Origin of the sequence: Actinoplanes sp. HUAS TT8 (assembly GCF_051380535.1) — a bacterium.
Classification (GTDB): domain Bacteria; phylum Actinomycetota; class Actinomycetes; order Mycobacteriales; family Micromonosporaceae; genus Actinoplanes.
Map to the genome: position 1 here is coordinate 6,970,621 of NZ_CP195646.1, position 24,029 is coordinate 6,994,649.

Consider the following 24,029-nt stretch of genomic DNA (forward strand, 5'->3'; position numbering starts at 1 on the left):
CGCCGGGTTTATCCGGATAGGAAGCGCTCTCTAGTAGGCGCTGCCGATGTCGGTCTTGGCGTTGGACTCGTCGTACGCCCGGTCCTGGATGACGACGTCCTGGCCGACCGGCTCGCCGCCGAAGAACTTCGTCGCGGTCTCGAAGGCCAGCGGGCCGAAGCGCGGGTTGGACTCGATGACGGCGGAGAACCAGCCGTCCACGATGCCCTGCACCGCACCCTTGGTGCCGTCGATCGAGACGATCTTGACGTCGCCGGCCTTCTTGCCGGCCCCCTTCAGCGCGGTGACCGCACCGAGCGCCATCTCGTCGTTCTCGCCGTAGATGCCGTTGATGTTCGGCTTCGACTGCAGCAGCTGCTCGGCGACCTTCTGCCCGTCCTCCCGGGAGAAGTTGCCGGTCTGCTCGAACGAGATCTTGATGTCCGGCGCGACCTTGGCGATCTCGTCCTTGAAACCGCTCGTGCGCAGCGTGGTGACGTTGTTGCCGGGCGCGCCGAGCAGGATCGCCACCTCGCCCTTGTTGCCCAGCGCCTTGGCCATCGCGTCGGCCGCCCGCTTGCCCTGCTCGGCGAAGTCGGAGCCGATGAAGGTCAGGTAGTCCTTGCAGGCGGTGGCGTTGATCTTCCGGTCGATGGTGATGATCGGGATGTGCTTCTGGGACGCCTTGGCGAAGACCGAGTCCCAGCCGTCGGAGTTGAGCGGGGCGATCACCAGCAGCTGGACACCGCTGTCGATCATCTGCGAGACGTCGGCGATCTGCTTGTCGAACTTCGAGTCCGCGTTCGAGGTCTTGAGGTTGGTGATGCCCAGCTTGGCCGCCTCGTCCTTGATGGACTGGGTCTCGGCGATGCGGAACGGGTTGGCCTCCTTCTCCGACTGGGAGAAGCCGACCGAGGCGGTCTTCAGGTCGATCTTGGATGCCCCGTACTGGTCCAGGGTGCAGGTCGCGGCGCCGGCCGAGGCCGACTGGACCACCTGGGCGGCCGACGGGGCCGGGCCCGCGCCGGTGGTGGTCCCGGAGTCCTCGCTCTTGGCGCAGGCGCCGGCGCCGAGCAGGAGTGCGGCCGCCGCGAACGTGGCGGCAACGGTCTTAGGGCGCACGAAACTGACGTTATTGAACATGGGGCCCCCTCAAAGCCAACGGCTTCACACGCAAACGATGGTGGATCACTCACTCGTCCGATCAGGAACCAACACATTCACCCATCGACGCTCTTGATCTGTCAAGACCCCGAACTGTAACCGGGGCGAAACGTGACATCAGCGCAACGTAGTGAGCGTTAACACGGACAGTGCGGGGGTGCCGGCCGGAATTTGCTATCGGGCAAATGTTTACGAAGTGCACGAAACGCGACGTAAATCCGGTCGGCGGCCCATTTTCGAAAAGCGCATCCTTTCGCCGGGCCGCTGGATAGCGTTAATGGAGGCAACGACGGGAGGAGTCGCTGCCGGATTCCTCGTGCACCGGGAGAGGAATGATGTGGAAAGCCACTGAACGGCAGGGGCCGGTCGTCCTTCTCGTGGAGGACGACGAGGACCTGCGTGAGCTAGCCGCACAGATGCTGGAGATGCGCGGGTTCGACGTGCTGGTCGCGAAGGACCCGGTCAGCGCCATCATGACCTGTCGGGTGCACAGCGGGCCGATCGACGTGCTGCTCACCGACTTGGGTCTGCCAGGGGTCTCGGGCGGCGAGCTCGCCCGCTCGGCCTCCGAGGTCCGGCCGGGCATGAAGATTGTCTACGTCTCCGGTGTCCCGGAGGAAATCGCCATCAAGAAAGGGCTGATCCGTGCCGGGTCGCCATTCGTGGCGAAGCCGTATACGGCGGACCGGCTGGCCGGGATGTTGCGTATGGTTCTCGCCCAGGGAGCGGAGAGTTCCGCGCGATAACCGGGACCGGGGCGCCGCGGCGCTGGAGACCGCCATCGTGATGCCGGTGGTGCTGCTGATCCTGTTCGGCATCATCGACATGGGCCGCCTGCTGCAGCAGTACATCCAGCTGACCGAGGCGGCCCGGGAGGGCGCCCGGCTGGGCGCCCTCAACGGAACCGTGGCGCTGGTGCAGGCCAAGGTCAACGGCATCGTGGGCACCACCGCCGCGCCGTCGGTGACCCAGACCATCACGATCTGCGCGGCCAACTCGCAGGCCGGCACCGACGCCAAGGTCGTCCTGACCCGGCCCTACACCCCCATCACACCGATGGTGGCGCTGGTCAAGCTGGTCGGCGGGCAGACCATGGGGACGATCACGATGAGCGCGACCGGCGTGATGTCATGCGTCGGCTGATCCGCGCCCTGGTGCGCGCACTGCTCCCTCCCCGCGGCGAGCACGGCGTGATCACCGCGCTGGTCGCTGTGCTGGCCGGGACCGGGGTGCTGCTCGGGATGGCCGCGCTGGTGATCGACATCGGGGCGCTCTACGCCGAGCGGGAACAGCTGCAGAGCGGCGCCGACGCGGCCTCCTGGAAGGTCGCCCAGTCCTGTGTCGCCATGCTGCCGGCGCTGTGCACGGTCGCCGGGGCCACCGCGACCGCGCAGACGACCAACGCGCAGACGTACGCCAACCGGAACGCCAAGGACCTGGTCTCGGGCATGCAGCTGTGCATCAACGTCGTGTCGGCGTCCGGCGTCACCACCAAGGACCCGAACTGCCCGGCGACGTGGAACACCCCGGTCACCTGCCCGGCACTGCCGGTCTCCAGCGGGCCGTTCAGTTACGTCGAGGTGCGCACGACCACCCGCAACGCCGACGGGACGACCGTGGTGCCACCGCTGTTCGGGCAGGCCATCGCCGGGACGCCGTACACCGGGGCGATGATGGGAGCCTGCGGCCGGGTCGCCTGGGGTGTCCCGGCGGTCGAGGACACCTTCGCCTTCGGCATCTCGAAGTGCGACTTCCTGCGGATGACCAACAACAACACGACCAACTTCGCCCCGCCCCTGCTCGGCGGCCTGAACCCGCTGCTGCAGGGCACCGGGGTGTACTCGCTGCTCGGCCTCTCCAGCCCGAGCGTCAACTATGTCGCGATCAGTAACGGCATCCTGTCGACGTCCTGTCCCACCACCATCACCGAGACGGTCGCCGGCTACGCCTGGCTGGGTCAGCCGAACGGCTCGACCGCGCTCCTGGGCATCCTGCCCGTGCATGCGCCCGACCCGACGACGTGCAACCTCGCCGACATTCCGGCGACCAACGGGTCGGTCGACAGCTGGGTCGGCGGGTTCACCATCAGCCTCAGCAACGCCAGCGCGGCGACGACCTGCATCAACAAGTTGAACTCGTACGTGGCCTCCGGGCAGCCGGTGCTGGTCCCGATCTTCGACCGGCAAGCGTCGCTGATCAACCTGCTGCCGTCGTACTACCGGGTGATCGGCTTCGCTCCGTTCGTCTTCACCGGGTACGAGACGCTGGTCAGCGGCCTGGGCGGGCTGCTCAACGGGGTCCTGGCCCCCAACTCGTCGCTCAACACGGTCGTCACGGGAGTACAGAAGGTGGCGTGCGCGCTGCAGTCCTGCGTCTACGGCTACTTCACCAAGACCCTGGTCACCGACCACGTGCCCACGCAGTTCGCGACGTCGCCGAACTTCGGGGCCACGGTCATCGGCCGTACGGGGTGACCTGTGCTTGAGAGGGTGAAGTCATGCGACGGCGTCTGCTGATCCTGCTGGCCGCGCTGGTGCTGGCCGGGATCAGCGGCGTGGCCGTGCTCTCCTACGCCCGCACGGCCGACCGCCGCGCGCTCAGCGGCAAGGAGGGCACCTGGATCCTGGTCGCCAAGCAGTACATCCCGGCCGGGACCAGCGGCGCCGAGATCCGGACCCGCGGCCTGACCGAGCGGCTCCTGGTCCCGACCGTCACGGTGCCGACCGGCGCGCTGAACACCTGGGACGGCGCCCTCGACCGGCTGCAGCTCGGCGCCGACCTGCAGCCCAAGCAGATGATCATGCAGACGCTGTTCGTGCAGGTCCAGCCGTCGCCGTCGCACACCGGGCGGATCCCGGTGCCCCGCAAGTCGCTCGCCGTGTCGGTCTCGCTGAACGTGGCACCGCAGGTGGCCGGCAACATCACGCCCGGCGACCAGGTCGCGGTCTACTACACGTTCCAGGTCAAGGTCCTGATGGACAAGGACAAGGAGACCATCCCGATGACCGAGCTCCTGCTGCCCAAGGCGCGGGTGATCACCATCGGGGAGGCGACGAAACTGCCGCAGGCCACGACCACACCGTCGTCGGCCCCGGCCGGGGTCAGCCCGACACCGGGTCCGAGCGTGTCGGGCACCGGCGGGGCGGTCGCCGGCAACGTCAACCAGGCACTGTCCAGCAACGGCACCAACGTGGGCGAGGCGGTCCAGAGGTACGTCGTGACCCTCGCCGTCGACGACACCGACGCCCTGCGGCTCGTGCACGCCGTCCAGAGCGGGCAGCTCTACCTGGCGCTGCTCGGCCCGAACGCCACCGCCAGCACCGGCCCGGCCGTCGACACCAGCTGGGTGGTCAACTAGATGAGCCTGTACGTCTACGTGGAGCCGGACGAGGAGCGCCGGACGCACTGGGGCAACGACTTCCGCGCCATCGGCGGCACCATGCTCAAGAGCATGAGCGAGCTGGAGTCCTATCTCCCCCGCTATCCGGAGACCCTGCTCGTGGTCATCGGGGCGGAGGTCGACCTGGACGAGGCGCTGATGTTCACCGCGTACCAGCGGCTGCAACGCCCGGTCATCGGGGTGGTGCTGATCCGCAAGGTGATCGCGGCCGACGCGGTCCTGCGCTGTCTGCAGTCCGGCATCCGGGAGCTGGTCTCCGAGGAGGACGAGGAGGGCATCCGCAACGCGACGGTACGGTCGGTCGACCTGTCCAAGGCGTTGAGCACGAGCATGCGCGGGGCCGGCGATCACGCCCCGTACGCGCGGGTGGTCACGGTCTTCGCCGGGAAGGGCGGCTGCGGGCGCAGCGTGGTCGCGGTCAACCTGGCCGTGGCCCTGGCCGGCGGCGGCCGGCGGGTGCTCATCATGGACCTGGACCTGCAGTTCGGCGACGTGGCGATCATGATGAAGCTGTCCCCGGAACGCAGCATCGCCGGCGGCCTGCAGATGGCCGGGCGACTGGACGAGCCGGGACTGAGATCGATCGTCACGACGTACCGTCAAGGGCTTGATGCCCTTCTCGCCCCGGCCAGTCCGGCCGAGGGTGAGCAGGTGCGGCGGGAATTCGTGGTCGAACTGCTGGACGTGGCCCGCCCGCTCTACGACTACATCGTGGTCGACACCCCGGCCGTGGTCACCGACCAGGTGCTGGCCGCGCTGGACATGTCCGACTGGTTCGTCCCGATCGTCACGCCGGACCTGCCGACGCTCAAGTCGGTCCGGCTCACCTCGGAGATGTTCGACCTGCTGGACTACCCGAAGGACAAGCGGCTGCTGGTCTTCAACCGGGCCAACACTCAGGTCGGTCTGAGCCCGGCCGAGGTGGAACTGGCCGTCGGCATGCCGTTCGCGGTGCAGGTGCCGTCCAGCCGGGACGTGATCGTCTCGGTCAACCAGGGCGAGCCGATCGTCATGACCGATCCGCTGCACCCGGTCAGCCGGGGGATCCGGGAGCTGGCCGACCGGGTCACCGGCGTCGAGGCGGCCCCGCAGCGCCGCCGCGGCTTCCTCGGGAGGTTGTTCAAGTGAGTCTCTCCAGCCGCCTGGGCGGTGCCAACACTCCCCCGGCCCCGCCGACCGAGCCGCGCGGCGGCGAACGCTACCGGGCCGCCGGACGCCAGCCGACCGACCAGGTCGGCGAGGTACGGCTGCGCATCCAGCGCCGGCTGGCCGACGAGCTCGGCCCGACCCTCTACAGCAACAACCAGAGCGAGGACCTGGACGCCCGGGTCCGCGACGCCCTCAACGAGCTGCTGGCCCGCGAGGAGACCCCGCTCTCGGGCGCCGACCGGGCCCGGATCACCCGCGAGGTGACCGACGAGGTGCTCGGCCACGGCCCGATCGAGTCGCTGCTGCGCGACACGTCGGTCACCGAGGTGATGGTGAACGGGCCGCACTCGGTCTACGTCGAACGGTTCGGCCGCCTGGAGAAGACCAACGCCGAGTTCGACGACGAGCCGCACCTGCGCCGGATCATCGACCGGATCTGCTCCCGGGTCGGCCGCCGGGTCGACGAGGCCAGCCCGACCGTGGACGCCCGCCTGCCCGACGGGAGCCGGGTCAACGCCGTGGTCCCGCCGATCGCGCTGGACGGCTCGTCGCTGACCATCCGCAAGTTCGCCGCGGTCCCGCTGACCGTCGGCGACCTGCTGCAGTACGGCACGCTGACCCGTCAGGCGGCCGAGTTCCTGGACGCGTGCGTGCGCGGCCGGCGCAACATCGTGGTCAGCGGCGGCACCGGCTCGGGCAAGACCACCGTCCTCAACATCCTCTCCGGCTTCGTGCCGACCGACGAGCGGATCGTCACCATCGAGGACGCCGCCGAGCTGCAGCTGGTCCAGGACCACGTGCTGCGCCTGGAGTCGCGCCCGCCGAACTCCGAGGGCCGGGGCACCATCACCACCCGCGACCTGGTCCGCAACGCGCTGCGGATGCGCCCGGACCGGATCGTGGTGGGCGAGGTCCGCGACGCCGCCGCGCTGGACATGCTGCAGGCGATGAACACCGGGCACGACGGCTCGCTCACCACGCTGCACGCGAACGCGCCGCGCGACGCGCTGTCCCGGCTGGAGACGATGGTGCTGATGGCCGGCATGGACCTGCCGATCCGCGCCATCCGCGACCAGATCAGCTCCGCAGTCGACCTGATCCTGCAGGTCAACCGGTTCAAGGACGGCACCCGCAAGGTCACCCACATCACCGAGGTGGTGGGCATGGAGGGTGACGTCGTGACGCTGCAGGACCTCTTCCTGTACGACGCGTCGGCCGGCACCGAGCTCCCGGGCGGCGTCGGAGTGCTGCGCACGACCGGCATCCGCCCCCATTTCACCGACACCCTTCAGATGTACGGCGTGACCCTCCCGTCCACGATGTTCGCGGCCCGGAGGCGCTGAGTCATGAGCGATCCGACCATGGCTCTGATCGCGGCCGTCGCCGCCGCGGCCGCCGCCGTGTTCGTGATCGTCTTCGTGATCCTGCAGGCCACGCTGGGCAAGACCCCGATCCAGCGCCGGCTCGCGGCCCTGCGGCAGTTCTCGGTGCACCGCGAGACGCAGTCGGACCCGCTGCTGCGCCGGATCATCGTCGCCCAGGGCCGCCGGGTCGAACGGCGTCCGGGCCTGTTGCGGCTGGCCGAGCGCAGCGCCCCGCTGCTGGACCGGCTCGGCGGCAAACTGCGGCCGTCCGAGTGGCTGGTCATCCGGGCGATCGCCGCGGTCGTCGTGGCGATCCTGTTCGGCCTGCTCCTGAGTCCGCTGTTCGGCCTGCTCCTGGGGCTGCCGGCCGGTTTCCTCGGGTCGAACACGGTGCTGCGGGCCCGGATCCGCCGCCGCGAGCAGGCGTTCTCGGACGAGCTGCCGGGCGCCCTGCAACTCATGATCAGCTCCCTGCGGTCGGGTTTCACGCTGCACCAGTCGGTCGAGGCGGGTGTCCGCGACGACGACGGGCCGGTCGCCACCGAGCTGCGCCGGGCGCTGTCCGAGACCCGGATCAGCGGCGACTTCGAGGACGCCCTGGAGCGCATCGGCGACCGGATGAACAGCGCCGAGATGATCTGGCTGGTCATGGCGTTGCGCCTGCAGAAGGAGGTGGGCGGCAGCCTGGTCGAGGTCATGCAGACCACCGCCGACACCATGCGCGAGCGGGCCTACCTGCGGCGGCATGTGCGGTCGTTGTCCGGCGAGGGGCGCGTGTCGGCGTACGTCCTCGGGGCCATGCCCTTCCTCGCCGCAGGCGGCATCTGGGTGACTCAGCCGACCTACCTGACTCCGATGTTCCACCAGGCGATCGGCATCATCATGCTGGCCGTCGCGATCACGCTGATGGCGATCGGCGCCGTCTGGCTGCGGGCCGTGGTCAAGGTCGAGGTCTGAGGTGACCGGGTACGTCATCGCGGTCGGCGCCGCCCTCGGGATGGCCGCCGCCGTGCTGCTCGCCGCGACCGCCGCCGTCCTGCCGGCACCCCGCCGCGACCGGATCCTGCGTGCCCTGGCCCAGTACGGCACCAGCGGCGCGATCCAGATCGAGACGAGCCACCCGTTCACCCGTCGGGTGCGCTCGATCACCCGGATCGTGGTGGAACGGCTCGGCGACGCGGTCACCTCGGACCGCGACCGGCACCGGCTGGTGCAGAGCCTGGACTACGCCGGCAACCCGGTCGCCTGGCCGCTGGCCCGGGTGATCCGGGTCCGGCCGCTGGCCGCGGTGGCCACCTGCGGGTTCGGCGCGGCGGTGGGCCAGTCGGTCGGCGGCGGCTCCGGCGGGCTGCTCGGTGCCCTGCTCGGGCTGGCCGGCGGTTTCCTGCTGCCCCGGATCCTGCTGCACAACGCCGGGATCAAACGTCAGCAGCAGCTCCTGCGCTCGCTCCCGGACGTGATGGACGCGCTGGTCATCGGCGTGGAGGCCGGCCTGGGCCTGGACTCGGCGATGGACCACGTGGGCCGCAGCATGACCGGTCCGATGTCCGACGAGCTGCGCCGAGTACTGCAGGAGATGCGGCTCGGCGTCTCCCGGGCCGAGGCGCTGCGCTCGCTCTCCGCCCGGACCACCGTCCGTGACCTGAAACGCCTGGTCACCGCCCTGGTGCAGGCCGGCGAGCTGGGCATCTCGGTGGCCAACATCCTTCGCGAGCACGCCCAGGACCAGCGGGTCCGGCGGCGGCAGCGGGCCGAGGAGATGGCCCAGAAGGTGCCGGTCAAGCTGATCTTCCCGGTGATGTTCTGCATGCTGCCGGCCATCTTCGTGATCCTGATCGGCCCGGCCGTGCTGCAGCTCATCAAGTCCTTCCAATAGCAGCGGCTAAGCCACCCGGCGAGAACTGCCGATCAGAGGGCGTGACCGCTCTGATCGACCTCGAGCTCCCGGACTCGGAGCAGGCCCGGTTGGCCGCGCTGCACGAATATCAGCTGCTCGACGAGCCGGCCGACGACGAGCTGGAGGCTGTCGTCCGGGTCGCCGCCATGGTCGCCGACGTCCCCCAGGCCACCCTGAACCTGATCGACGCGAACCGGCAGTGCCAGCTCACCGCCATCGGCTTCGAGCCCGGGGAGCAGCCGCGCAGCGAGTCGATGTGCGATGTGCACTTCCTGGCCGGGGAGACGATCCAGATCCCGGACGCGAGCAAGAACCCGTTGTACGCGAGCAATCCGTATGTGGACGGGCGGCTGGGCAGCGTCCGGTTCTACGCCTCCACATCATTGATAACCCCTTCCGGGTACGTGCTCGGCACGCTCTGCGTGTTCGAGGAGCACCGGGTGCGGACGCTCAGCGAGCGGCAGATGGCCCGGCTGGCCGACCTCGGCGAGATCGTGGTCGGACTCTTCGAACGTCGCCGGCAGGCCCGGCTCGCGGCCGATCTGACCGCGCGGGCCGAACGCGCCCACAAGTTCATCGACACCATGCTGGAGACGGTCGAGGTCGGGATCGCGGCGGCCGACGAGCACGGGCGGATGACCGTGCTGAACCGGACCGCCCGCCGCTGGGCCGGCATCGAGGACGACCACACGACCCCGCTCGAAGAGGTCCGCCCGCACTTCCGCATCTACCGGCCGGACGGCGTCACCCGGCTCGGCCCCGGCGAGGGACCGCTGGCCCGGGCCATGCGCGGCGACCCGATCGACGGCGCCGAGATGGTCATCGAGACCGCCGACGACGAGCGGATCACGGTGCTGGCCACCGGCCGCAGCCTGTACGCGGACAGCGGCGAACGGATCGGCGCGGTCGTCGCGCTGACCGACGTCACCCAGGACCGCGTCTACCGCCGGCGGCTGGAACAGGCGCACGCCGAGGTGGCCCAGCGCGAGGAACAGCTGCAGGCCGCGGTGATCGAGCTGGAACGGTCCAACGACGAGCTGGAGGGGTTCGCCGCCGCGGTCAGCCACGACCTGGTCCGGCCCCTGGCCGGCGCGCACGGCTACCTCGACCTGCTCGACGAGGAGTACAGCGACCAGATGGACGCCCGCGCGGCCAAGTGGGTCGGCGGGGCCCTGCGCGCCGTGGAACGGATGCAGCAGCTCGTGCAGGCGCTGCTCAGCTACGCCCGGGCCGGTCACGCGCCCTGCCAGCCCGGCGAGGTCGACCTGAACGCCGTGGTCGACCAGGTGAGCGCCGACCTGCGGACGCTCATCGAGACCGCGGGCGCCGAGATCGTCGTGCAGGGCGGACTCCCGATGATCACCGGGGACAAGACGTTGCTGCGCCAGCTGCTGCAGAACCTGGTCGACAACGCGATCAAGTACCGGCACCCGGACCGGTCCCCGGTCGTGCAGATCAGCTGCACGGTCGAACCGGACGGCTGGCACCTGTCGATCGCCGACAACGGGATCGGCATCCCGGCCGAGCACCGGGACCGGATCTTCGACATGTTCGCCCAGGTCGACCCCGACTCGCGCAAGGGCCACGGGATCGGGCTGTCCACCTGCCTGCGGATCGTCGAACGCCATAACGGGGTGATCCAGTTGGACGATTCCCCCAGCGGCGGAACGGTCGTCCGGCTGACGCTGCCGATGGTTCAGCAACCGGACCGCACCCGAGGGCCCAACCCGTTCGCACCGGACGGGCCGGATCTTGGGTCGCACACGGACATCGGTTGAAAGGATCCTCATGTCAGTGACGGCCTTCGAGACCTGCTCCCTGGACGTTCTCGTCGACACCCGGTCCGCCACCGTGAACGACCTGTTCCTGACCAGCCTGCTGTGCCGGGACCGAATGCGGGTGATCCTCGACGACATCGCCGAGCGGCTGGACGTGCCGATCGCCGGGGTCAACCTGGTCCGCGAGGACGCGGTGCTGTTCGCCGCCGCGACCGGGGCGCCGGGCTGGCTGGACGCGATGGGCGGCGTCCCGGCCGAATGGGCCCCCTGCCACCGCGTCGCCGACCAGGACACCCCGCTGACCATCGGCGACCTGCACGCCGACACCTGGGGCTACTTCTCCCCGGCGTCGCTGTTCGGGCCGGTCCGCGCCTACACCGGGGTGCCGCTGCGCGCCTACGGCCTGGTCGTCGGCACGTTGTACACGATGGCGCAGACCCCGGACGCGTTCGGGGCGGACACCGTCGCCGCCCTGGAGAACCGCGCCGACGAGGTCCTGCACATCCTCATCCCTGGTTGATCCGGATCAGGTTCCCGGCCGGATCACGAAAAGCACAATCGCGGATCCCGTACGGCTGATCGGCCGGCTCCTGCACCACGTCCGCGCCCGCGGCGACCAGCCGCTCGAACACGCCGTCGAGATCCTCGGAGGCCAGGGTCAGCGCCGCGAAACTGCCCTTGGCCATCAACTCGGCGATCACCCGCCGCTCGTCGTCCGTGATGCTCGGGTCGACGGCCGGCGGGTGCAGCACGATCGACACCGGCTGCCCCTTCGGCCCGACCGTGATCCAGCGCATGTCGTGGTAACCGACGTCGTTGCGCACCTCGAAACCGAGCACGTCCCGGTAGAAACCGATGGCCGCCTCCGCGTCGTCGTGCGGGAGGAAACTCGCGTGAATCCTGATGTCCATGCCGACCATGCTAGGAACGCGGCGCGGCCCGCACTTCTCGATTCCTGACCGGTCTGGTCACCTGTTTCGCCACGCACGCCGGGATGCCCTCGGTGGCGTCGGCGGCACTCCTGCGATAGGCGCTCGGCGAGATCCCGACCAGCTGGCTGAACCGGGTGCTGAACGTGCCGAGCGACGAACACCCGACCGCGAAACAGACCTCGGTCACACTCAGATCGCCGCGGCGCAGCAACGACATGGCGCGCTCGATGCGGCGGGTCATCAGATATCCGTACGGCGACTCGCCGAAGGCGGTCCGGAATTCGCGGCTGAGATGGCCGGCGGACATGTGCGCGCCCCGGGCCAGGGCCTCGACGTCGAGAGGCTGCGCGTAGTCCCGGTCGATGCGGTCCCGCACCCGGCGCAACCGCTTGAGATCGCGCAAGCGCTGCTCGTGGCTGGTCACGCCGCCCATCGTAAAACTTTTCGCGAAGCCTTCAACGCCGGCGAGAATCGCGGCTCCAGCCAGGACTTTTCGCGGAGCCTTCAACGCCGGCGAGAATCGCGGCTCCAGCCAGGACTTTTCGCGGAGCCTTCAACGCCAGCGGGGATCGCGGCTCCAGCGCGGGCCGACCTCGGCCCACTCCCGCGCCCAGGCCCGATCCCGGCGGCGGTCCAGCAGCCCCCGGCCGGTCCGGTGCGCCACCGCCAGCACCCCGACCAGGCCCATGACGGCGGCCACGGCCAGCAGGATCGCCTGCGAGACCGGGCTGTGCCGGCCCGGCGGGACGTGCAGCCGGCCCGCGTCGTCGACCCAGACCGCGACCCGCGCACCGGCCCGCGCCGTCGCCTCGGTCTGCACGATCCCGCTGCGCGACGAACCGTCCGGTGCCGTCCAGGTCGCCCGCGCGGCCTGCGGGGCGGCAGTCGGCCCGCCGGTCGGGCCGTCCGTCCCGGTGGCGTCCTCCACCAGCACCGCGTCGACCCGGAAGACGTGCGTCCGCTCCCACTCCCGGGCCCGCACGTCCGACCGGTACCCGGCCGTGCCGGCCCACCAGGCCAGCAACGGCGCCGCCGCCAGGAACGTCAGCACCAGCACGAACACCAGCAGGTTCTCCAGCCGATCCTCACGGCGGCGCAGGACGTTGGTGTCCCAGCCGATCATGTACTCGCTCCCTCTCCCCTTCGGGGAAGTCCCTCTGGGGAAGCATCACCCGGTCCCTTTAGGGGGAAGCATCACCCGGAGGCAAGGCCCGGCGACGCACATCGCCGCACTGGCCGCAACTCTTTCCACAGCGACGAGTTGTCCACAGGGCGCCGGCATGATCTTGGCGTTCTGCCGGACAATTACGGGTGGCGGTCAGCCCCCGGGGTGGGTGGGGTTTGTGGCCGCGGTGTGCTCCGTCATCGGCTGAGCAACGCCGCACCACCTCACCCCGGCCACCTCACCCCGGCCACGCCCCGCCACGCTGCCCGGCCGCACCACACCGCTTCGCCCCGGCCCCGTCACCCCGCCCGGCCTGTCCGCCTCTCGGGGCCGCCGGCCCGTAACGGCCGTTGCTCACACTCGGGCCGGCTCGCGTGTGGCGGGCTCGCCCGAATCCGAATCCGAATCCGAATCCGAGCCTGAACCCGACCGGGCCCGGCCCCGCTCGGCCACGCTCCACCCCAGCGCGGCCACCGAGGCCACCGCCAGCACACCCACCAGCGCCCCGGGACGGGCACCGAGCCCGTCCGCCGCCGACGCCACCGGGTTGGGCAAGCCCAGCCGCGCGATCAGCCAGCCGCTCGCCGCCACCCCGGTCAGTCCGGCCCCGATCAGCCGGAACGGCCGACCGGCCCGGGTCCGGGCGACCACCACCAGCACCGGCAGCGCGAGCGCGACCAGGACCAGCTGCACCGCTTCGATGCCGAGGTTGAAGCCGAACAGGCTGAGCGCCAGCCGCCCGGTGGACAGCTGCATCTCGGCCAGCGTGAACGAGAACGCCATCCCGTGGCCGAGTCCGAAGAACCCGGCCACGGCCGCTTCGCGACCAGGAAAGAGCGGGCGTACGGCGTGCACCGCCCCGACCAGGATGCTGGCCGCGATGAACGCTTCCACCGGCCAGGCCGGAATGTCCAGGTGGGTCAGCGCGCTCACGGCCAGGGCCACCGAGTGACCGATCGTGAATGCGCACGTCGTCCGCCCGATGCGGCCGGCCGCGGCCCGCGCGCCGACCAGCCCGCGCCAGCGCCCACCGGCGGCTGACAGCGGGGCGGGCAGCAGCAGGATCAGCAGGAAGAGCAGGTGATCGGTGCCCGCCAGGATGTGGTGGCCGCCGAGTTCGGCCATCGCCACGAACCCGGACCACCAGCTGCCGGCTCCCAGGTTCACCTGAAGCGCGGCCACCGTCATGGTCCGGTTGTCGATCTGGATCGTGCCGACCTGGGTCGAGGCCGAGCCGGTGACCTGTCCGGACGCCCAGTCCTGGCGGACCGAGACGAGCACGGTGTGGGTGACGACCTGGTGGACGATCACGTCGTACGCGAAGGTGAAGTGCCTGATGTCGGCGCCGGCCGGCGGGGTCAGGGTCGCCGTCGCCGTGACCTCCTGGTACGGGCCGGTCGACGTCTGTTCGGCCGAGCTGAGCGCGAGGTCGCCGACGGTGACCGTCCAGGGCCAGCCGTCGGTGGTGACCGGTTTGATGTGCGCGGCCAGGTAGGACGGGATCGGCTCGTCCTTGCGGGCGATGTCCAGGTCGCCGGCCGGCAGTTCGAGGTGCGCGGTCACCGACGTCTCGTGCACGTCGAGCAGGACCACCGAGTGCGGCATGGGATGCGCCGAGGCCGGCGACGCCCCGAACAGGAGCGCCGCCGTCACCACCAGCGCGGCGATGAATGCCCGACGCATCAGAAGGAGAACTCTCCGCCGTAGTCGCGGGTGTGGTCACGGTAGACGGTGTGGTAGTGGATCTGGGTGTTGTAGACCACGCCGTTCTGGCAGACGAATTCGATCCAGACGCCCGGCCCGTCGATGCGGACGTAGTCGCCCTGCGTGTCGTAGTCGGTGCCGCCGGAGATGCCGACCACGGTCTTGTCCAGCTCGGACTCGTAGATCTTCATCAGCTGCTGCGCGGTCGCGGCGTCGCTGATCGACACCCACGCCTTGATCGCGTTGAGCACGAGCTGCTTCTGCCGGGGCGAGAACGTCTTCACCGGCACGCCCTCCTTGGTCGCCGGGAACTGGCCGTCCTTCTGCGGGCCGACCAGCACGTCGCCGAAGGACTCGGCCATGGTGGCCGCGGTCTTCTGCTTGGCGGTGAGACTCGCGGTCAGTGCCGCGATCGCGTTCTTCTGACTCGCCATCGCCTCGACGGTGGCGCCGGTGGTGCTGTCGGTGTAGCTGATCGGCTCGACGCCGATGAAGAACGGGCTGGCGCTGGTGACCTTGCCCTTGGTGTACGTGAGGTGCACGGCCAGGTGGTGGCCGCCGAAGTTCAGCTCCCACGTGCCGGTGGCCGACGGGGCGCCGAGGAAGGCCAGGTAGTAGTAGCCGCTGCCGTAGGTCAGGCCCGGCCCACCACTGCCGCCGCCACCGGTCGGCGGCTGGCCCGAGCCGGACGGCGCGGGAGCGGGTTCGGCCGAGGCCGACGGGTCCGCCGACGGCGGGGTGCCGCCACCGCCGCCCACGGAACCGCTGGAGTCGGCGGCCAGCAGATCATCCGCCGCCATGATCTTCTTGACCTGGTCGAAGCCGGTGCCCTGACCGGTGCCGGCCGCCGCCTGGAGCACGGCCTTGGCCGCGGTCAGCTGCACGTCGGTGAGGGAGCCCAGCTCGATGCCGGGCCGGCAGGTCCCGGCGCACGGCAGGTTCGACCAGGCGGTCGCGTTGGCCTGGGTGAAGTCGAGGACCACCTCGGCCTTCTGGTCGTCGCTGAGCGTGGCCAGGAAGTCGTCGGCGGCGGCGACCACACCGGGCACACCCTTGTAGGGCCCCTTGGGCACGGCATTTGTCCGGCCGGCGGAAGGGGCGGCCGGGCCGGTGGCCGCGTTGGCCGTGGCGATGCCGGCGCCGAGCACGGCGAGCGCGGTCGCGGCCAGGGCGAAGCCCCGCCAGCGCCGAGTTCCGCGGGCCTTTTCGTCCGTCACGGAAATACTCCTCAGAGAAAGATGGGGATGGGTCACAAGATTGTTGACAACCCCATCGAGAGAGCACAACCGAATGGCGCCTATGAAGTTCCCGTCAGCAACCTGTCAATATGGCCTTACCTGCGAAAATGCTGAAAAGAAATTCGCACAGCAAACGCATATGAGGGCCATAAGAAATTGCTAGGAAAGTGTGAGTACGTGGAATCCCCACGGCGGCAGATCGACATAGAGCCCGTCGGTCGCCAATTCACTGCCGGACCTCTCGAACACCCGCCCGTCCATCCGGTCGGTGATCCGCCACGCGCGCCCGGCCAGCCCCGGCCAGGGCAGCTCGACCCGCCCCTGCGACGCGTGCCACGAGAAGTTGACCACCACCAGGGCCGAGTCCCAGGACCAGGCCAGCAGGTCCCGGTGCGACGGGTTGTCCGGCCAGCCCAGGGTCGGCAGCAGCCGCCACTCCCCCTGCCGGACGCTCGCCGCCACCTCGATCAGCCGGTGATGGAAGTCGCGCAGCCCCGGGTCGACCGGCTCGTCCGGGTAGCGGCCGAGGAAGACCGGCAGATGCGTACGCCGCCCCTCGAACTGCCCGTCGTGCCAGAGCGCGGCCCCGGGCAGGGTCGCCATCGCCACCGCCGCGGCCCGGTTCCGCCCGGCCGGCATGCTGGCCGCGGCTCGCGGCTCGTCATGGTTCTCCAGGAACCGGATCAGCCGGTCCTGATAGTCCCGCCCGGCCGCCAGGTGCTCGCGGACCGCGGCCGCGTCCTCGTGCGCCAGCCGGTCGTAGAGCCGCTTGTCGTAGCAGAAGTCGAAGCCCTGCTGCTGCAGCAGCCACTCGGTGTCCCAGTAGACCTCGGCGATGAGCACCACCTCGGGGTGGCGCTCGCGCAGCCGTCCGATCAGGTCCGGCCAGAACTCCGCCTCGGGCGGCGGGCCGGCGTATCGACCCCACGTACGCGCAAAAATGTCGTTGGTGAGAAGCATGGCCATGTCGCACCGCATGCCGTCGCACTGCTCGGCGATGTCGGTCATACCGGCCAGGGTGGCCTCGCGCATGCCGGGTGAGAACGCGTTGAGCTGGGCCACGTCGGGCCAGGGCGGGAAGTAGGGGTCGCGGCCGTGCGCGATCACCCGGCCGCCCGCGTGGAACCAGCCGGTCGGGTCGTCGGCCAGGTCGGTCTCGGTGCCCTGGATGAACCAGTCCGGGTGCCGGGTCACGGCCGGGTGGTCCGGCGCGACATGGTTGGGCACGTAGTCCAGGATCAGCCTCAGCCCACGTTTACGCAGCTCGGCGCGGGCGACCGCGAGCCCGGCGGGACCGCCCAGGCGCTCGTCGGCCCGGTAGCGGCGGACACAGTAGGGCGAGCCGACCACGTCCTCCGGCGTCAGGTCGGGCAGCGCGTGCCGGAACGCCCGCTGCAGCCCGTCGTTGACCCGGGCCACCGCGAGACCGGCCGGGCTGCGCTCCCAGACACCCATCAGCCAGACCGCGTCCATGCCGCGGGTGGCCACCTCGTCCCACACCCAGGCGGGCACGTTGGCCAGGGTGACGGGGCGGCCGAGCCGCCGGGCCAGGCCGGTCAGCCACGGCCAGGTGTCGATCTCGTAGATCGCCGGTGCGGCCGGCCAACCGGTCTTCACGGTGTCAGCCTAGCCTGGGCGGCTGCCCGGAACGGCCGATCGACACCCCTGGTTCGGGGCGGGGCACGGCCCGCGCGTCGTCGGTGACGGTCACCGAACCCAGCACCACGAGACCGATCAAACCCGTACGCAGGAGCGCCCGCATGTCGTTCCTTTCCTCCGGCTTAAACCTCCGCGAGGATCAACGATGTTGTGAACGATCGGGCTGCGACCCCCGTATCCGTCGGCGGCAAAGTCACCGACAGACATCGGGAGGACACCACATGGCACGGACCGGAATCGACACCTCGATCCTGCACAAGGGATCGCACAGCGCTTCCTACTTCGACCTTGCGAGGGCGGCCGGCGAAGGCGCGGAGATCGTCGACTTCTGCATCCCGTGCAACCCGTACTTCCCGACGCCGGAGATGTTCGACGAGCTCACCCGCGAGCTGAAGAGCATCCTCAAGTACTACCCGAGCGACTCGGCCACCATCACCAAGAAGCTGGCCAGTGTCCTCAACCTGCACCCGCAGACGGTCGCCATGGCCAACGGCTCGACCGAGCTGATCACCTGGATCGACCACCTGCTGGTCAAGGAGAGCCTGGCCGTTCCCATCCCGACGTTCGGCCGGTGGACCGACCAGCCCCTGGAGACCGGCAAGCGGGTCGACATGTTCCCGCTGCAGGAACGCGACGGCTTCCGGCTCGACCTGGAGGAGTACGTCGAGTTCATCCGCGAGCGCCGCTCCCGGGTCGCGGTGGTCTGCAACGTGAACAACCCGGACGGCAACTACCTGCCGCGCCGCGACATCATCCGCTTCATGGACCAGCTCAGCGACCTGGACCTGGTCGTCATCGACGAGTCGTTCATCGACTTCTCGGACGCCGAACGCTACCCGTCGGTCGGCCCGGACGCGGTGATCCGCCCCAACGCGGTCGTCCTCAAGTCGCTCGGCAAGAACTTCGGCCTGCACGGCATCCGCTTCGGCTACATGCTGGCCAACCCGGCGATCGCCGGCAAGATCGCCAAGATGCTGCCGAAGTGGAACCTCAACTCCCTCGCGGAGAAGGTCGTCCACATGATCCAGGACCACGAGATGGAGTATGAGGAGAGCCTGCGCCTGCTCAGCCGCGACCGCCGCTCGATGGGCCGCGAGCTGCAGCGCATCCCCGGCCTCACCGTCTTCCCCTCCCAGGGCAACTTCTACCTGGTCAAACTCCCCACCGAATGGTCCGGCGTGGCGCTGCGCGACTTCCTCGTCGCCAATCACGGCATCATGACCCGCGAGTGCGGCAACAAACTGGGGATGACCAGCCAGTTCATGCGCCTGGTGGTCCGACCCGGCGCCGACGTCGACCGCCTCGTCGACGGCATGCTCGACTACTCGCAGCGCTTCCACGGCCGCTCGGTCTACGACGGCGACCAGCTGGAGAGCACGAGCCGGCGCTGGGCCGAATCCTACGAGGACCAGCGCAGCGAGCGCGCCGACCGCGGCACCGAGTACACCGCCCGCCGCGCCGCGGTCAGCTGAGACAACCCAAGATCACATTCTTCATTGCCTCGGTCCGCCGGGGTACAGACCGTCGCTCCCGCGGGGACCCTTCCGGGCTGAGCAGGGCGCTGGCGCGCCCAGAACGCTCAGCCCGCAAGGGCGACGTGGTCGGTTGGTCGCGGTCAGGGCAACCGACCCGCCGACCCCGTCTCAGAGATTGGTCATGCTCTCCATCTGCTCGGTGTAGCGGTCGCCGACCACCTTGACGTCGGCCGCCGCCGCACCGATCTCGTCGAGGTCGGCCGCGGTCAGGGTCAGCTCGGCGGCGCCGAGGTTCTCGTCCAGGCGCTCCAACCGGCGGGTGCCCGGGATCGGCACGATCCACGGCCGCTGCGCCAGCAGCCAGGCCAGCGCCACCTGAGCCGGCGTCGCCCCCTTGGCCGCACCGAGCCGCCCGATCACCTCGACCAGCGCCTGGTTCGCCTCCCGGGCCTCGGCCGAGAACCGCGGCAGCCCCTTACGCATGTCGTTCTCGGCGAACACCGTGTCCGCCCCGATCTTCCCGGTCAGGAAGCCCCGGCCCAGCGGGCTGAACGGCACGAACCCGATCCCCAGTTCCCCCAGCGTGTCCAGCAGCTCGTCCTCGGGCCGCCGCCACCACAGCGAATACTCACTCTGCACCGCGGTGACCGGCTGCACGGCGTGCGCCCGCCGGATCGTCCCGGCCGCCGCCTCGGACATCCCGAAGTGCCGCACCTTGCCCGCCTCGATCAGCTCCCGGACCGTGCCCGCGACCTCCTCGATCGGCACCGCCGGGTCGACCCGGTGCTGGTAGAACAGGTCGAGCGTGTCCACCCGCAGCCGCTTCAGCGACGCCTCGGCGACCTTGCGGATGTTCTCCGGCCGGCTGTCCGTGCCCGGCTGCTGCTTCCCGTCGGCGTCGATCACGAACCCGAACTTGGTGGCGATCACCACCTGCCCCCGGAACGGCTCCAGCGCCGCCCCGACCAGTTCCTCGTTGACCCACGGCCCGTACACCTCGGCGGTGTCGAACAGCGTGACCCCACGCTCGACGGCGGCCCTGAGCAGGGTGATGTTCGCGTCCCGGTCCGGCCCCGGCCCGTAGCCGTGGCTCATCCCCATCGCGCCGAACCCGATCGCCGAGACCGTCAGCTTTCCCAGTGTCCTCTGCTGCATGATCCCAAGCTAGTCCGCGGCGACGCGACCGCCGACCCTACGCGGGATCGGCCGCCCTGGTGTGCACCACGGCCGGCTTGTGCCCGTGCACGGCCAGCGCGTGCGCGGTGTCCCGCCCGCCGGCCAGGTTCGCCGTCAGCTGAGCCTCCAGCGCGTCGACCGCCGCCCGTAGTTGCGCCAACTGCACCCGCACGTCCACCGCCCCCGCCGGCAGAGCGGGCGCCGGCTGCGACCCGGATGCGGGCTGCGCGACGGGCGCCGACTGCTGGACCGGGTGCGGGGCAGGGGCCGGCTGCGGGGCCGGGCCGGGGTGGGGCGGCGGCGCCGGGTCGCTCGCCAGGACGGTCACCGAGGCCGCCTCGGGCATCGGCCCGGACGGCCGGGACGCCACCTTGTGTCCCGGCTCGTGGGCGGCCCGTTCCGCCTCGTGGGCCTCCTGCAGCGCGGTCAGCACCACCCCGACCAGCAGGTTCGTCAGCAGATAGCAGGCCGTCACCATGTAGGACACGTAGTAGAAGACCGCCCACTCGGTCACCTCCCGACCGGCCTGCAGCGTGTCCGTGATCCCGTCCAGCGACAGCAGCAGGAACAGCGTGAGCATGGCCTGCCCCACGGTCCCGTACCGCTCCGGGAACGCGTGCCCGAACATCATCCAGCCGAGCATCGCGTACCCGTACAGCAGAAGCACGGTGACCAGCAGGAAGCTCGCCAGCCCGGGAAGACTCCGCCGGATGCCGACCAGGATCACCCGCAGGCTGGGGAAGAGCCGGAACGTCCGCACGATCCGGGCCAGCCGCAACAACCGCAGCAGCGTCACGTTCTCCCGGACCCCGGGCAGCAGCGGCGCCACCACGATGGCCAGGTCGAACAGATTCCACCGGTCCTTGAAGAACCCGGCGGGCGCCCTCAGATGTGATCCGAACCGGACAAGCAACTCCAGCACGAACCCGACCACACACAGGTATTCCACGACCCGCAGCTCAGCCCCGGCCGCCCGCACCACCGGCGTGTACGTCTCCAGCCCCAGCGTCGCCGCATTCACCACGATGACCGCGAACCCGGCCCCGTTGAACCAGGACGCCTCCACCACCCTCGCGCAGCGAGCCGCAATCCCCCGGGTAACGCTCATGATCGGTCGCTGCTCCCTCGGCCGAACCGGTAACGCCCAGACCCTATGACAGCCAATTCCGGGCCGGACCAACCACCCACCAGGTTCACTACCGGACACCACCCACCCGAGTGAGTACACCCCCGAACCCCCAGCGCCGCAGAAAGCCGCACTTCCCGCCCGCTCGCTCTCGGCCACGCCGGTCGCCACGTACGTCCGCAGCCGCCGCAGCGTCGGGTGCGAATGCCGCGAAAGGCCGGCCCCGATTCCACCCAGCCCGCGGCTCGCGCTCTCAGCTGGTGCTCACGGCTGTGATTCGACCGGAAAACAGCCCTGAGCACCAGCCGGGACCGTCGGCGCGGCTGGGGCTGAAGTGGCGACCACAACGCCCCGGCCGTGGGCCGAACGGGCGAACGCGCGGGTGGCGACATGGCGGACCGCGCCTCGGCCGTTTGCCGAAAGGGGTGACCACATTCGGTCAGCGACGGCGTGGGTGCTTAAAGTGACCGGCAGTTCGTCGATGGGGAGAATGATGCGGAAGCTGATTCGTGGGGTTGTCGTGCTGGCGCTCGTGGCGGGCGGGGGCGCCGTGCTGGCGACGCCGGCCGACGCCGCGGCCAAGACCTTCAAGAACTGCACCGAGCTGAACAAGAAGTACAAGCACGGGGTCGGCCGTAAGGGCGCCAAGGACAAGGTTCGTGGCTCGACCAAGAAGGTCACCACGTTCTACGTGAACACTGCCCTGTACAACGCCAACAAGAAGTCGGACCGCGACAAGGACGGCATCGCCTGCGAGAAGCGCTGACGCGTCAGCGGAGGCCTTCTTCAGCCCGGGCCTCGGTCGGCGCCAGTGCGCTGGACAGGGGGTCCGGGCCGTGTCGATCAGGGGACAAAAAACCGCCGCCGGGGGCTGTGCGCCCCCGGCGGCGGCAATTCCGGCCGGGCTGGTCAGACCCGGTCGGCGGCGATCAGGAGGTAGTGGAAACTTCCTTCCTTGTACGCCGTGAGGAAAGCCTCCTCGATCCCGGTGGCGACCTCGGACCGGGCGCGCATCTCCCAGTACGGAATGGTCGCCGCGGTCAGGTCGACCACGTTGATCGGGACGAGATCGTGCGCCGCGAGCGCCTTGAAGTAGTCGCTGCGCGGGTGGATGTCGCAGGTGTAGTGCTCGTTGATCTTGCTGACCGACTTGGAGCGCCGGCCGGTCACGTCGTTGGCGCAGCCGGTGATGCAGACGTAGCGGCCGCCGAAGCGGAGCATGCGGGCGAATTCCGCGTACAGGTCGAACAGGTCGACGTACATCGTCGTCTCGTTGGTCCAGATCGCCTGTCGGCTGTTCGAGGCGATGCCGGAGTCCAGCATGTTCCGGAAGTGGAACTTGACCTGGTCGTCGACGCCGCGCAGGGCGGCCTGCTCGTTGGCGAATCCGACCTGGTACTCGGAGATCGACACCCCGTCGACCCGGCAGCCGAACCGCGCGTTGGCCATGATGCTGGTGCCGCCGCGCCCGGACCCGCCGTCGAGCAGCGCGTCGGTCGGCGCGATCGGCCCGAGATGGTCGAGCAGCACGTCGGCCTGCGCACTCTCCAACCGGTGCAGCTCGGCGATGATGCGCTGCTCACGACCCTCGGCCGGGCCGTCCAGGACACCCCAGTTGGGTTCGCCGACGCCGTAGTGGTGGTGGTAGAGGCCGTCGACCTCACCGAGCCGGAGGTTGACCGGGTCGACCTGGTTGGTGTTCCAGTACCGGGCCACCGAGCGCTCGAAGTCGGTGCGCAGCGGGGAAAGGGCGGTCGTCGTCATGACTTCTCCTCCTTGGAATCGTGATAGCGGCCGCTGGTCGCGTGCCACTCCCGGCTGCCGCCCAGCCACGCCCAGGTGTCGGCGAGGAAGCGGCGCAGGGTGGGCGATCCGGACGCGCTCAGGTGCGCGGCCTGGGTCACGAACGTGTCCATCAGCTCGTTGTGGATCTTCACCGTCCGGAGCACCGCTTCCCGGTGGCTGATCCGGTCCTCGGCGACGAGCACGTTCGGCAGGTTGTGATCGGTCTCGGACTCGTTCTTCCCGGAGTAGAGATCGTTGATCAGCACGGCCGCGTTGGCGGCGGTGGTGAACGCCTCGCGGACGTCCGGGCGGAAGTACTCCTCGGGCGGGAGCTCGTAGCCGCCCAGCACGTCGATCAGGATCATCGGCGGCAGGTAGCTGTTGAGGTGCCGCTGCACCAGGTACTCCCAGACCGGCGGGGTGCGCCGGTTGGCGTGCCAGTCGGCCTCCTGCGTCCAGGCCAGGAACAGGATCGCCATCTGGTGCTGGAAGCGGGCCATCTGGGCCACGGTCGCGTACTCGGCCAGGTGTTCCATGGCGCTGCGGAACGCCACCGAGATCGGCTGGAGTTTGTGGTGCTCCGCCATCTCGGCCGCGTACTTGCGCGGCAGCGAGGCCGGGTCGACCACCGTGTACAGGTTGGCCAGCCGCGAGCCGACCACCATCGGGTCGGCCCCCAGGGACACCTCGTCCACGTAGTAGTCGTCCGTCGCCCACTCCGCGACCAGGCATTTGGTCGCGGCCAGGAGACGGTCCGGGTCGCTCGTGGCCGGGTGGGCGAGCATCATGTACCGGCCGAAGTTGGCCGCCCGCAGCTTGTCGAGGCGGCCGGGATAGATCCCGATCTCCTCGGCCCACGTCACGACCGCCTGGTTGACCTGCTCCCCCAGCGCGCGGTCGTCCCGCAGCGGCCCCGGGCAGAACAGTTGCGGCTCGTCCTTCTCCGAGGGTTTCGCCACGGGCCGGAAAGCGCGCGCCGCGGACGTTCCAAGACCATTCAGACCAAGATCGAATTGCCGGGGTACGGGTTTCAACACC

24 protein-coding genes are annotated in these 24,029 nt (G+C 69.9%); 12 read left to right on the top strand and 12 right to left on the bottom strand.

The features are described 5' to 3' along the window. Nucleotides 1–30 precede the first annotated feature (30 nt). Nucleotides 31–1,101, bottom strand: a complete 1,071-nt coding sequence (locus tag ACSHV8_RS30795) for an ABC transporter substrate-binding protein (protein ID WP_436521356.1) — start codon at nt 1,099–1,101, stop codon at nt 31–33. Between the two features lie 419 nt (nt 1,102–1,520). Between ACSHV8_RS30795 and ACSHV8_RS30800 the strand changes: the two genes are divergently transcribed. Genes ACSHV8_RS30800 through ACSHV8_RS30845 form a run of 10 tightly spaced genes read left to right on the top strand, consistent with a single transcriptional unit; the run spans nt 1,521 to nt 11,251 of the window. After that, nucleotides 1,521–1,889 carry a response regulator gene (locus ACSHV8_RS30800; RefSeq protein ID WP_436521358.1) on the top strand — a complete coding sequence of 123 codons (369 nt, stop codon included), beginning with the start codon at nt 1,521–1,523 and terminating at the stop codon, nt 1,887–1,889. After that, nucleotides 1,789–2,286, top strand: coding sequence for a TadE/TadG family type IV pilus assembly protein (locus tag ACSHV8_RS30805; protein ID WP_436521360.1), 498 nt, complete (start codon nt 1,789–1,791; stop codon nt 2,284–2,286). Before ACSHV8_RS30800 ends, ACSHV8_RS30805 begins: the two co-directional genes overlap by 101 nt. Beyond that, nucleotides 2,274–3,617 carry a pilus assembly protein TadG-related protein gene (locus ACSHV8_RS30810; RefSeq protein ID WP_436521362.1) on the top strand — a complete coding sequence of 448 codons (1,344 nt, stop codon included), beginning with the start codon at nt 2,274–2,276 and terminating at the stop codon, nt 3,615–3,617. Before ACSHV8_RS30805 ends, ACSHV8_RS30810 begins: the two co-directional genes overlap by 13 nt. Nucleotides 3,618–3,640: 23 nt before the next feature. After that, entirely contained in the window at nt 3,641–4,501 is an 861-nt protein-coding gene (locus tag ACSHV8_RS30815) for an RcpC/CpaB family pilus assembly protein (protein WP_436521364.1), read from the top strand. Beyond that, a complete protein-coding gene (locus ACSHV8_RS30820; RefSeq protein ID WP_436521366.1) occupies nt 4,502–5,671 on the top strand; it encodes an AAA family ATPase in 1,170 nt (389 codons plus the stop codon). It begins immediately after the preceding gene. Then, the gene (locus ACSHV8_RS30825) at nt 5,668–7,035 is read left to right on the top strand and encodes a CpaF family protein (RefSeq protein ID WP_436521368.1); all 1,368 of its coding nucleotides are present in this window, start codon (nt 5,668–5,670) and stop codon (nt 7,033–7,035) included. The genes ACSHV8_RS30820 and ACSHV8_RS30825 overlap by 4 nt, the downstream gene beginning before the upstream one ends. Before the next feature lie 3 nt (nt 7,036–7,038). Next, nucleotides 7,039–8,013 carry a type II secretion system F family protein gene (locus tag ACSHV8_RS30830; protein WP_436521370.1) on the top strand — a complete coding sequence of 325 codons (975 nt, stop codon included), beginning with the start codon at nt 7,039–7,041 and terminating at the stop codon, nt 8,011–8,013. Between the two features lies 1 nt (nt 8,014). Next, nucleotides 8,015–8,932: a type II secretion system F family protein gene (locus ACSHV8_RS30835; protein ID WP_436521372.1), complete on the top strand. Its 918-nt coding sequence runs from the start codon at nt 8,015–8,017 to the stop codon at nt 8,930–8,932. A 41-nt stretch (nt 8,933–8,973) separates the two neighbouring features. Then, on the top strand, nt 8,974–10,731 hold the full coding sequence (locus ACSHV8_RS30840) for a sensor histidine kinase (protein ID WP_436521374.1): 1,758 nt from the start codon (nt 8,974–8,976) through the stop codon (nt 10,729–10,731). Between the two features lie 10 nt (nt 10,732–10,741). Beyond that, entirely contained in the window at nt 10,742–11,251 is a 510-nt protein-coding gene (locus ACSHV8_RS30845) for a GAF domain-containing protein (protein WP_436521376.1), read from the top strand. Here ACSHV8_RS30845 and ACSHV8_RS30850 read toward each other — a convergent pair. The 7 genes from ACSHV8_RS30850 to ACSHV8_RS30880 all read right to left on the bottom strand — a co-directional run bounded on the left by ACSHV8_RS30850 (nt 11,238) and on the right by ACSHV8_RS30880 (nt 17,532). Next, nucleotides 11,238–11,642, bottom strand: coding sequence for a VOC family protein (locus ACSHV8_RS30850; protein WP_436521378.1), 405 nt, complete (start codon nt 11,640–11,642; stop codon nt 11,238–11,240). The genes ACSHV8_RS30845 and ACSHV8_RS30850 overlap by 14 nt on opposite strands. 10 nt (nt 11,643–11,652) lie before the next feature. Continuing rightward, nucleotides 11,653–12,096, bottom strand: a complete 444-nt coding sequence (locus ACSHV8_RS30855; RefSeq protein ID WP_436521380.1) for a helix-turn-helix transcriptional regulator — start codon at nt 12,094–12,096, stop codon at nt 11,653–11,655. Between the two features lie 120 nt (nt 12,097–12,216). Next, the gene (locus ACSHV8_RS30860) at nt 12,217–12,786 is read right to left on the bottom strand and encodes an Rv1733c family protein (protein WP_436521382.1); all 570 of its coding nucleotides are present in this window, start codon (nt 12,784–12,786) and stop codon (nt 12,217–12,219) included. A 396-nt stretch (nt 12,787–13,182) separates the two neighbouring features. Then, nucleotides 13,183–14,511, bottom strand: coding sequence for a HupE/UreJ family protein (locus ACSHV8_RS30865; protein WP_436521384.1), 1,329 nt, complete (start codon nt 14,509–14,511; stop codon nt 13,183–13,185). Continuing rightward, nucleotides 14,511–15,749: a DUF3500 domain-containing protein gene (locus ACSHV8_RS30870; protein WP_436521386.1), complete on the bottom strand. Its 1,239-nt coding sequence runs from the start codon at nt 15,747–15,749 to the stop codon at nt 14,511–14,513. Before ACSHV8_RS30870 ends, ACSHV8_RS30865 begins: the two co-directional genes overlap by 1 nt. Before the next feature lie 180 nt (nt 15,750–15,929). After that, nucleotides 15,930–17,387, bottom strand: coding sequence for an alpha-amylase family glycosyl hydrolase (locus ACSHV8_RS30875; RefSeq protein ID WP_436521388.1), 1,458 nt, complete (start codon nt 17,385–17,387; stop codon nt 15,930–15,932). 4 nt (nt 17,388–17,391) lie between these two features. Continuing rightward, nucleotides 17,392–17,532 carry a hypothetical protein gene (locus ACSHV8_RS30880; protein WP_436521390.1) on the bottom strand — a complete coding sequence of 47 codons (141 nt, stop codon included), beginning with the start codon at nt 17,530–17,532 and terminating at the stop codon, nt 17,392–17,394. 118 nt (nt 17,533–17,650) lie between these two features. Here ACSHV8_RS30880 and ACSHV8_RS30885 point away from each other — a divergent pair, with 118 nt between their 5' ends. Continuing rightward, a complete protein-coding gene (locus ACSHV8_RS30885) occupies nt 17,651–18,901 on the top strand; it encodes a pyridoxal phosphate-dependent aminotransferase (protein ID WP_436521392.1) in 1,251 nt (416 codons plus the stop codon). Nucleotides 18,902–19,072: 171 nt separating this feature from the next. Here ACSHV8_RS30885 and ACSHV8_RS30890 read toward each other — a convergent pair whose 3' ends face one another. Further along, entirely contained in the window at nt 19,073–20,059 is a 987-nt protein-coding gene (locus ACSHV8_RS30890) for an aldo/keto reductase (protein WP_436521394.1), read from the bottom strand. Nucleotides 20,060–20,096: 37 nt separating this feature from the next. Further along, nucleotides 20,097–21,188, bottom strand: coding sequence for an ion transporter (locus ACSHV8_RS30895; protein ID WP_436521396.1), 1,092 nt, complete (start codon nt 21,186–21,188; stop codon nt 20,097–20,099). Between the two features lie 511 nt (nt 21,189–21,699). Between ACSHV8_RS30895 and ACSHV8_RS30900 the strand changes: the two genes are divergently transcribed. Further along, complete coding sequence (locus ACSHV8_RS30900) at nt 21,700–21,972, top strand: excalibur calcium-binding domain-containing protein (protein ID WP_436521398.1); 273 nt, start codon at nt 21,700–21,702, stop codon at nt 21,970–21,972. Between the two features lie 143 nt (nt 21,973–22,115). Here ACSHV8_RS30900 and ACSHV8_RS30905 read toward each other — a convergent pair whose 3' ends face one another. Then, nucleotides 22,116–22,970, bottom strand: coding sequence for a geranyl diphosphate 2-C-methyltransferase (locus ACSHV8_RS30905; protein WP_436521400.1), 855 nt, complete (start codon nt 22,968–22,970; stop codon nt 22,116–22,118). Then, on the bottom strand, nt 22,967–23,950 hold the full coding sequence (locus ACSHV8_RS30910; protein WP_436521402.1) for a family 2 encapsulin nanocompartment cargo protein terpene cyclase: 984 nt from the start codon (nt 23,948–23,950) through the stop codon (nt 22,967–22,969). The genes ACSHV8_RS30905 and ACSHV8_RS30910 overlap by 4 nt, the downstream gene beginning before the upstream one ends. Nucleotides 23,951–24,029 lie beyond the last annotated feature (79 nt).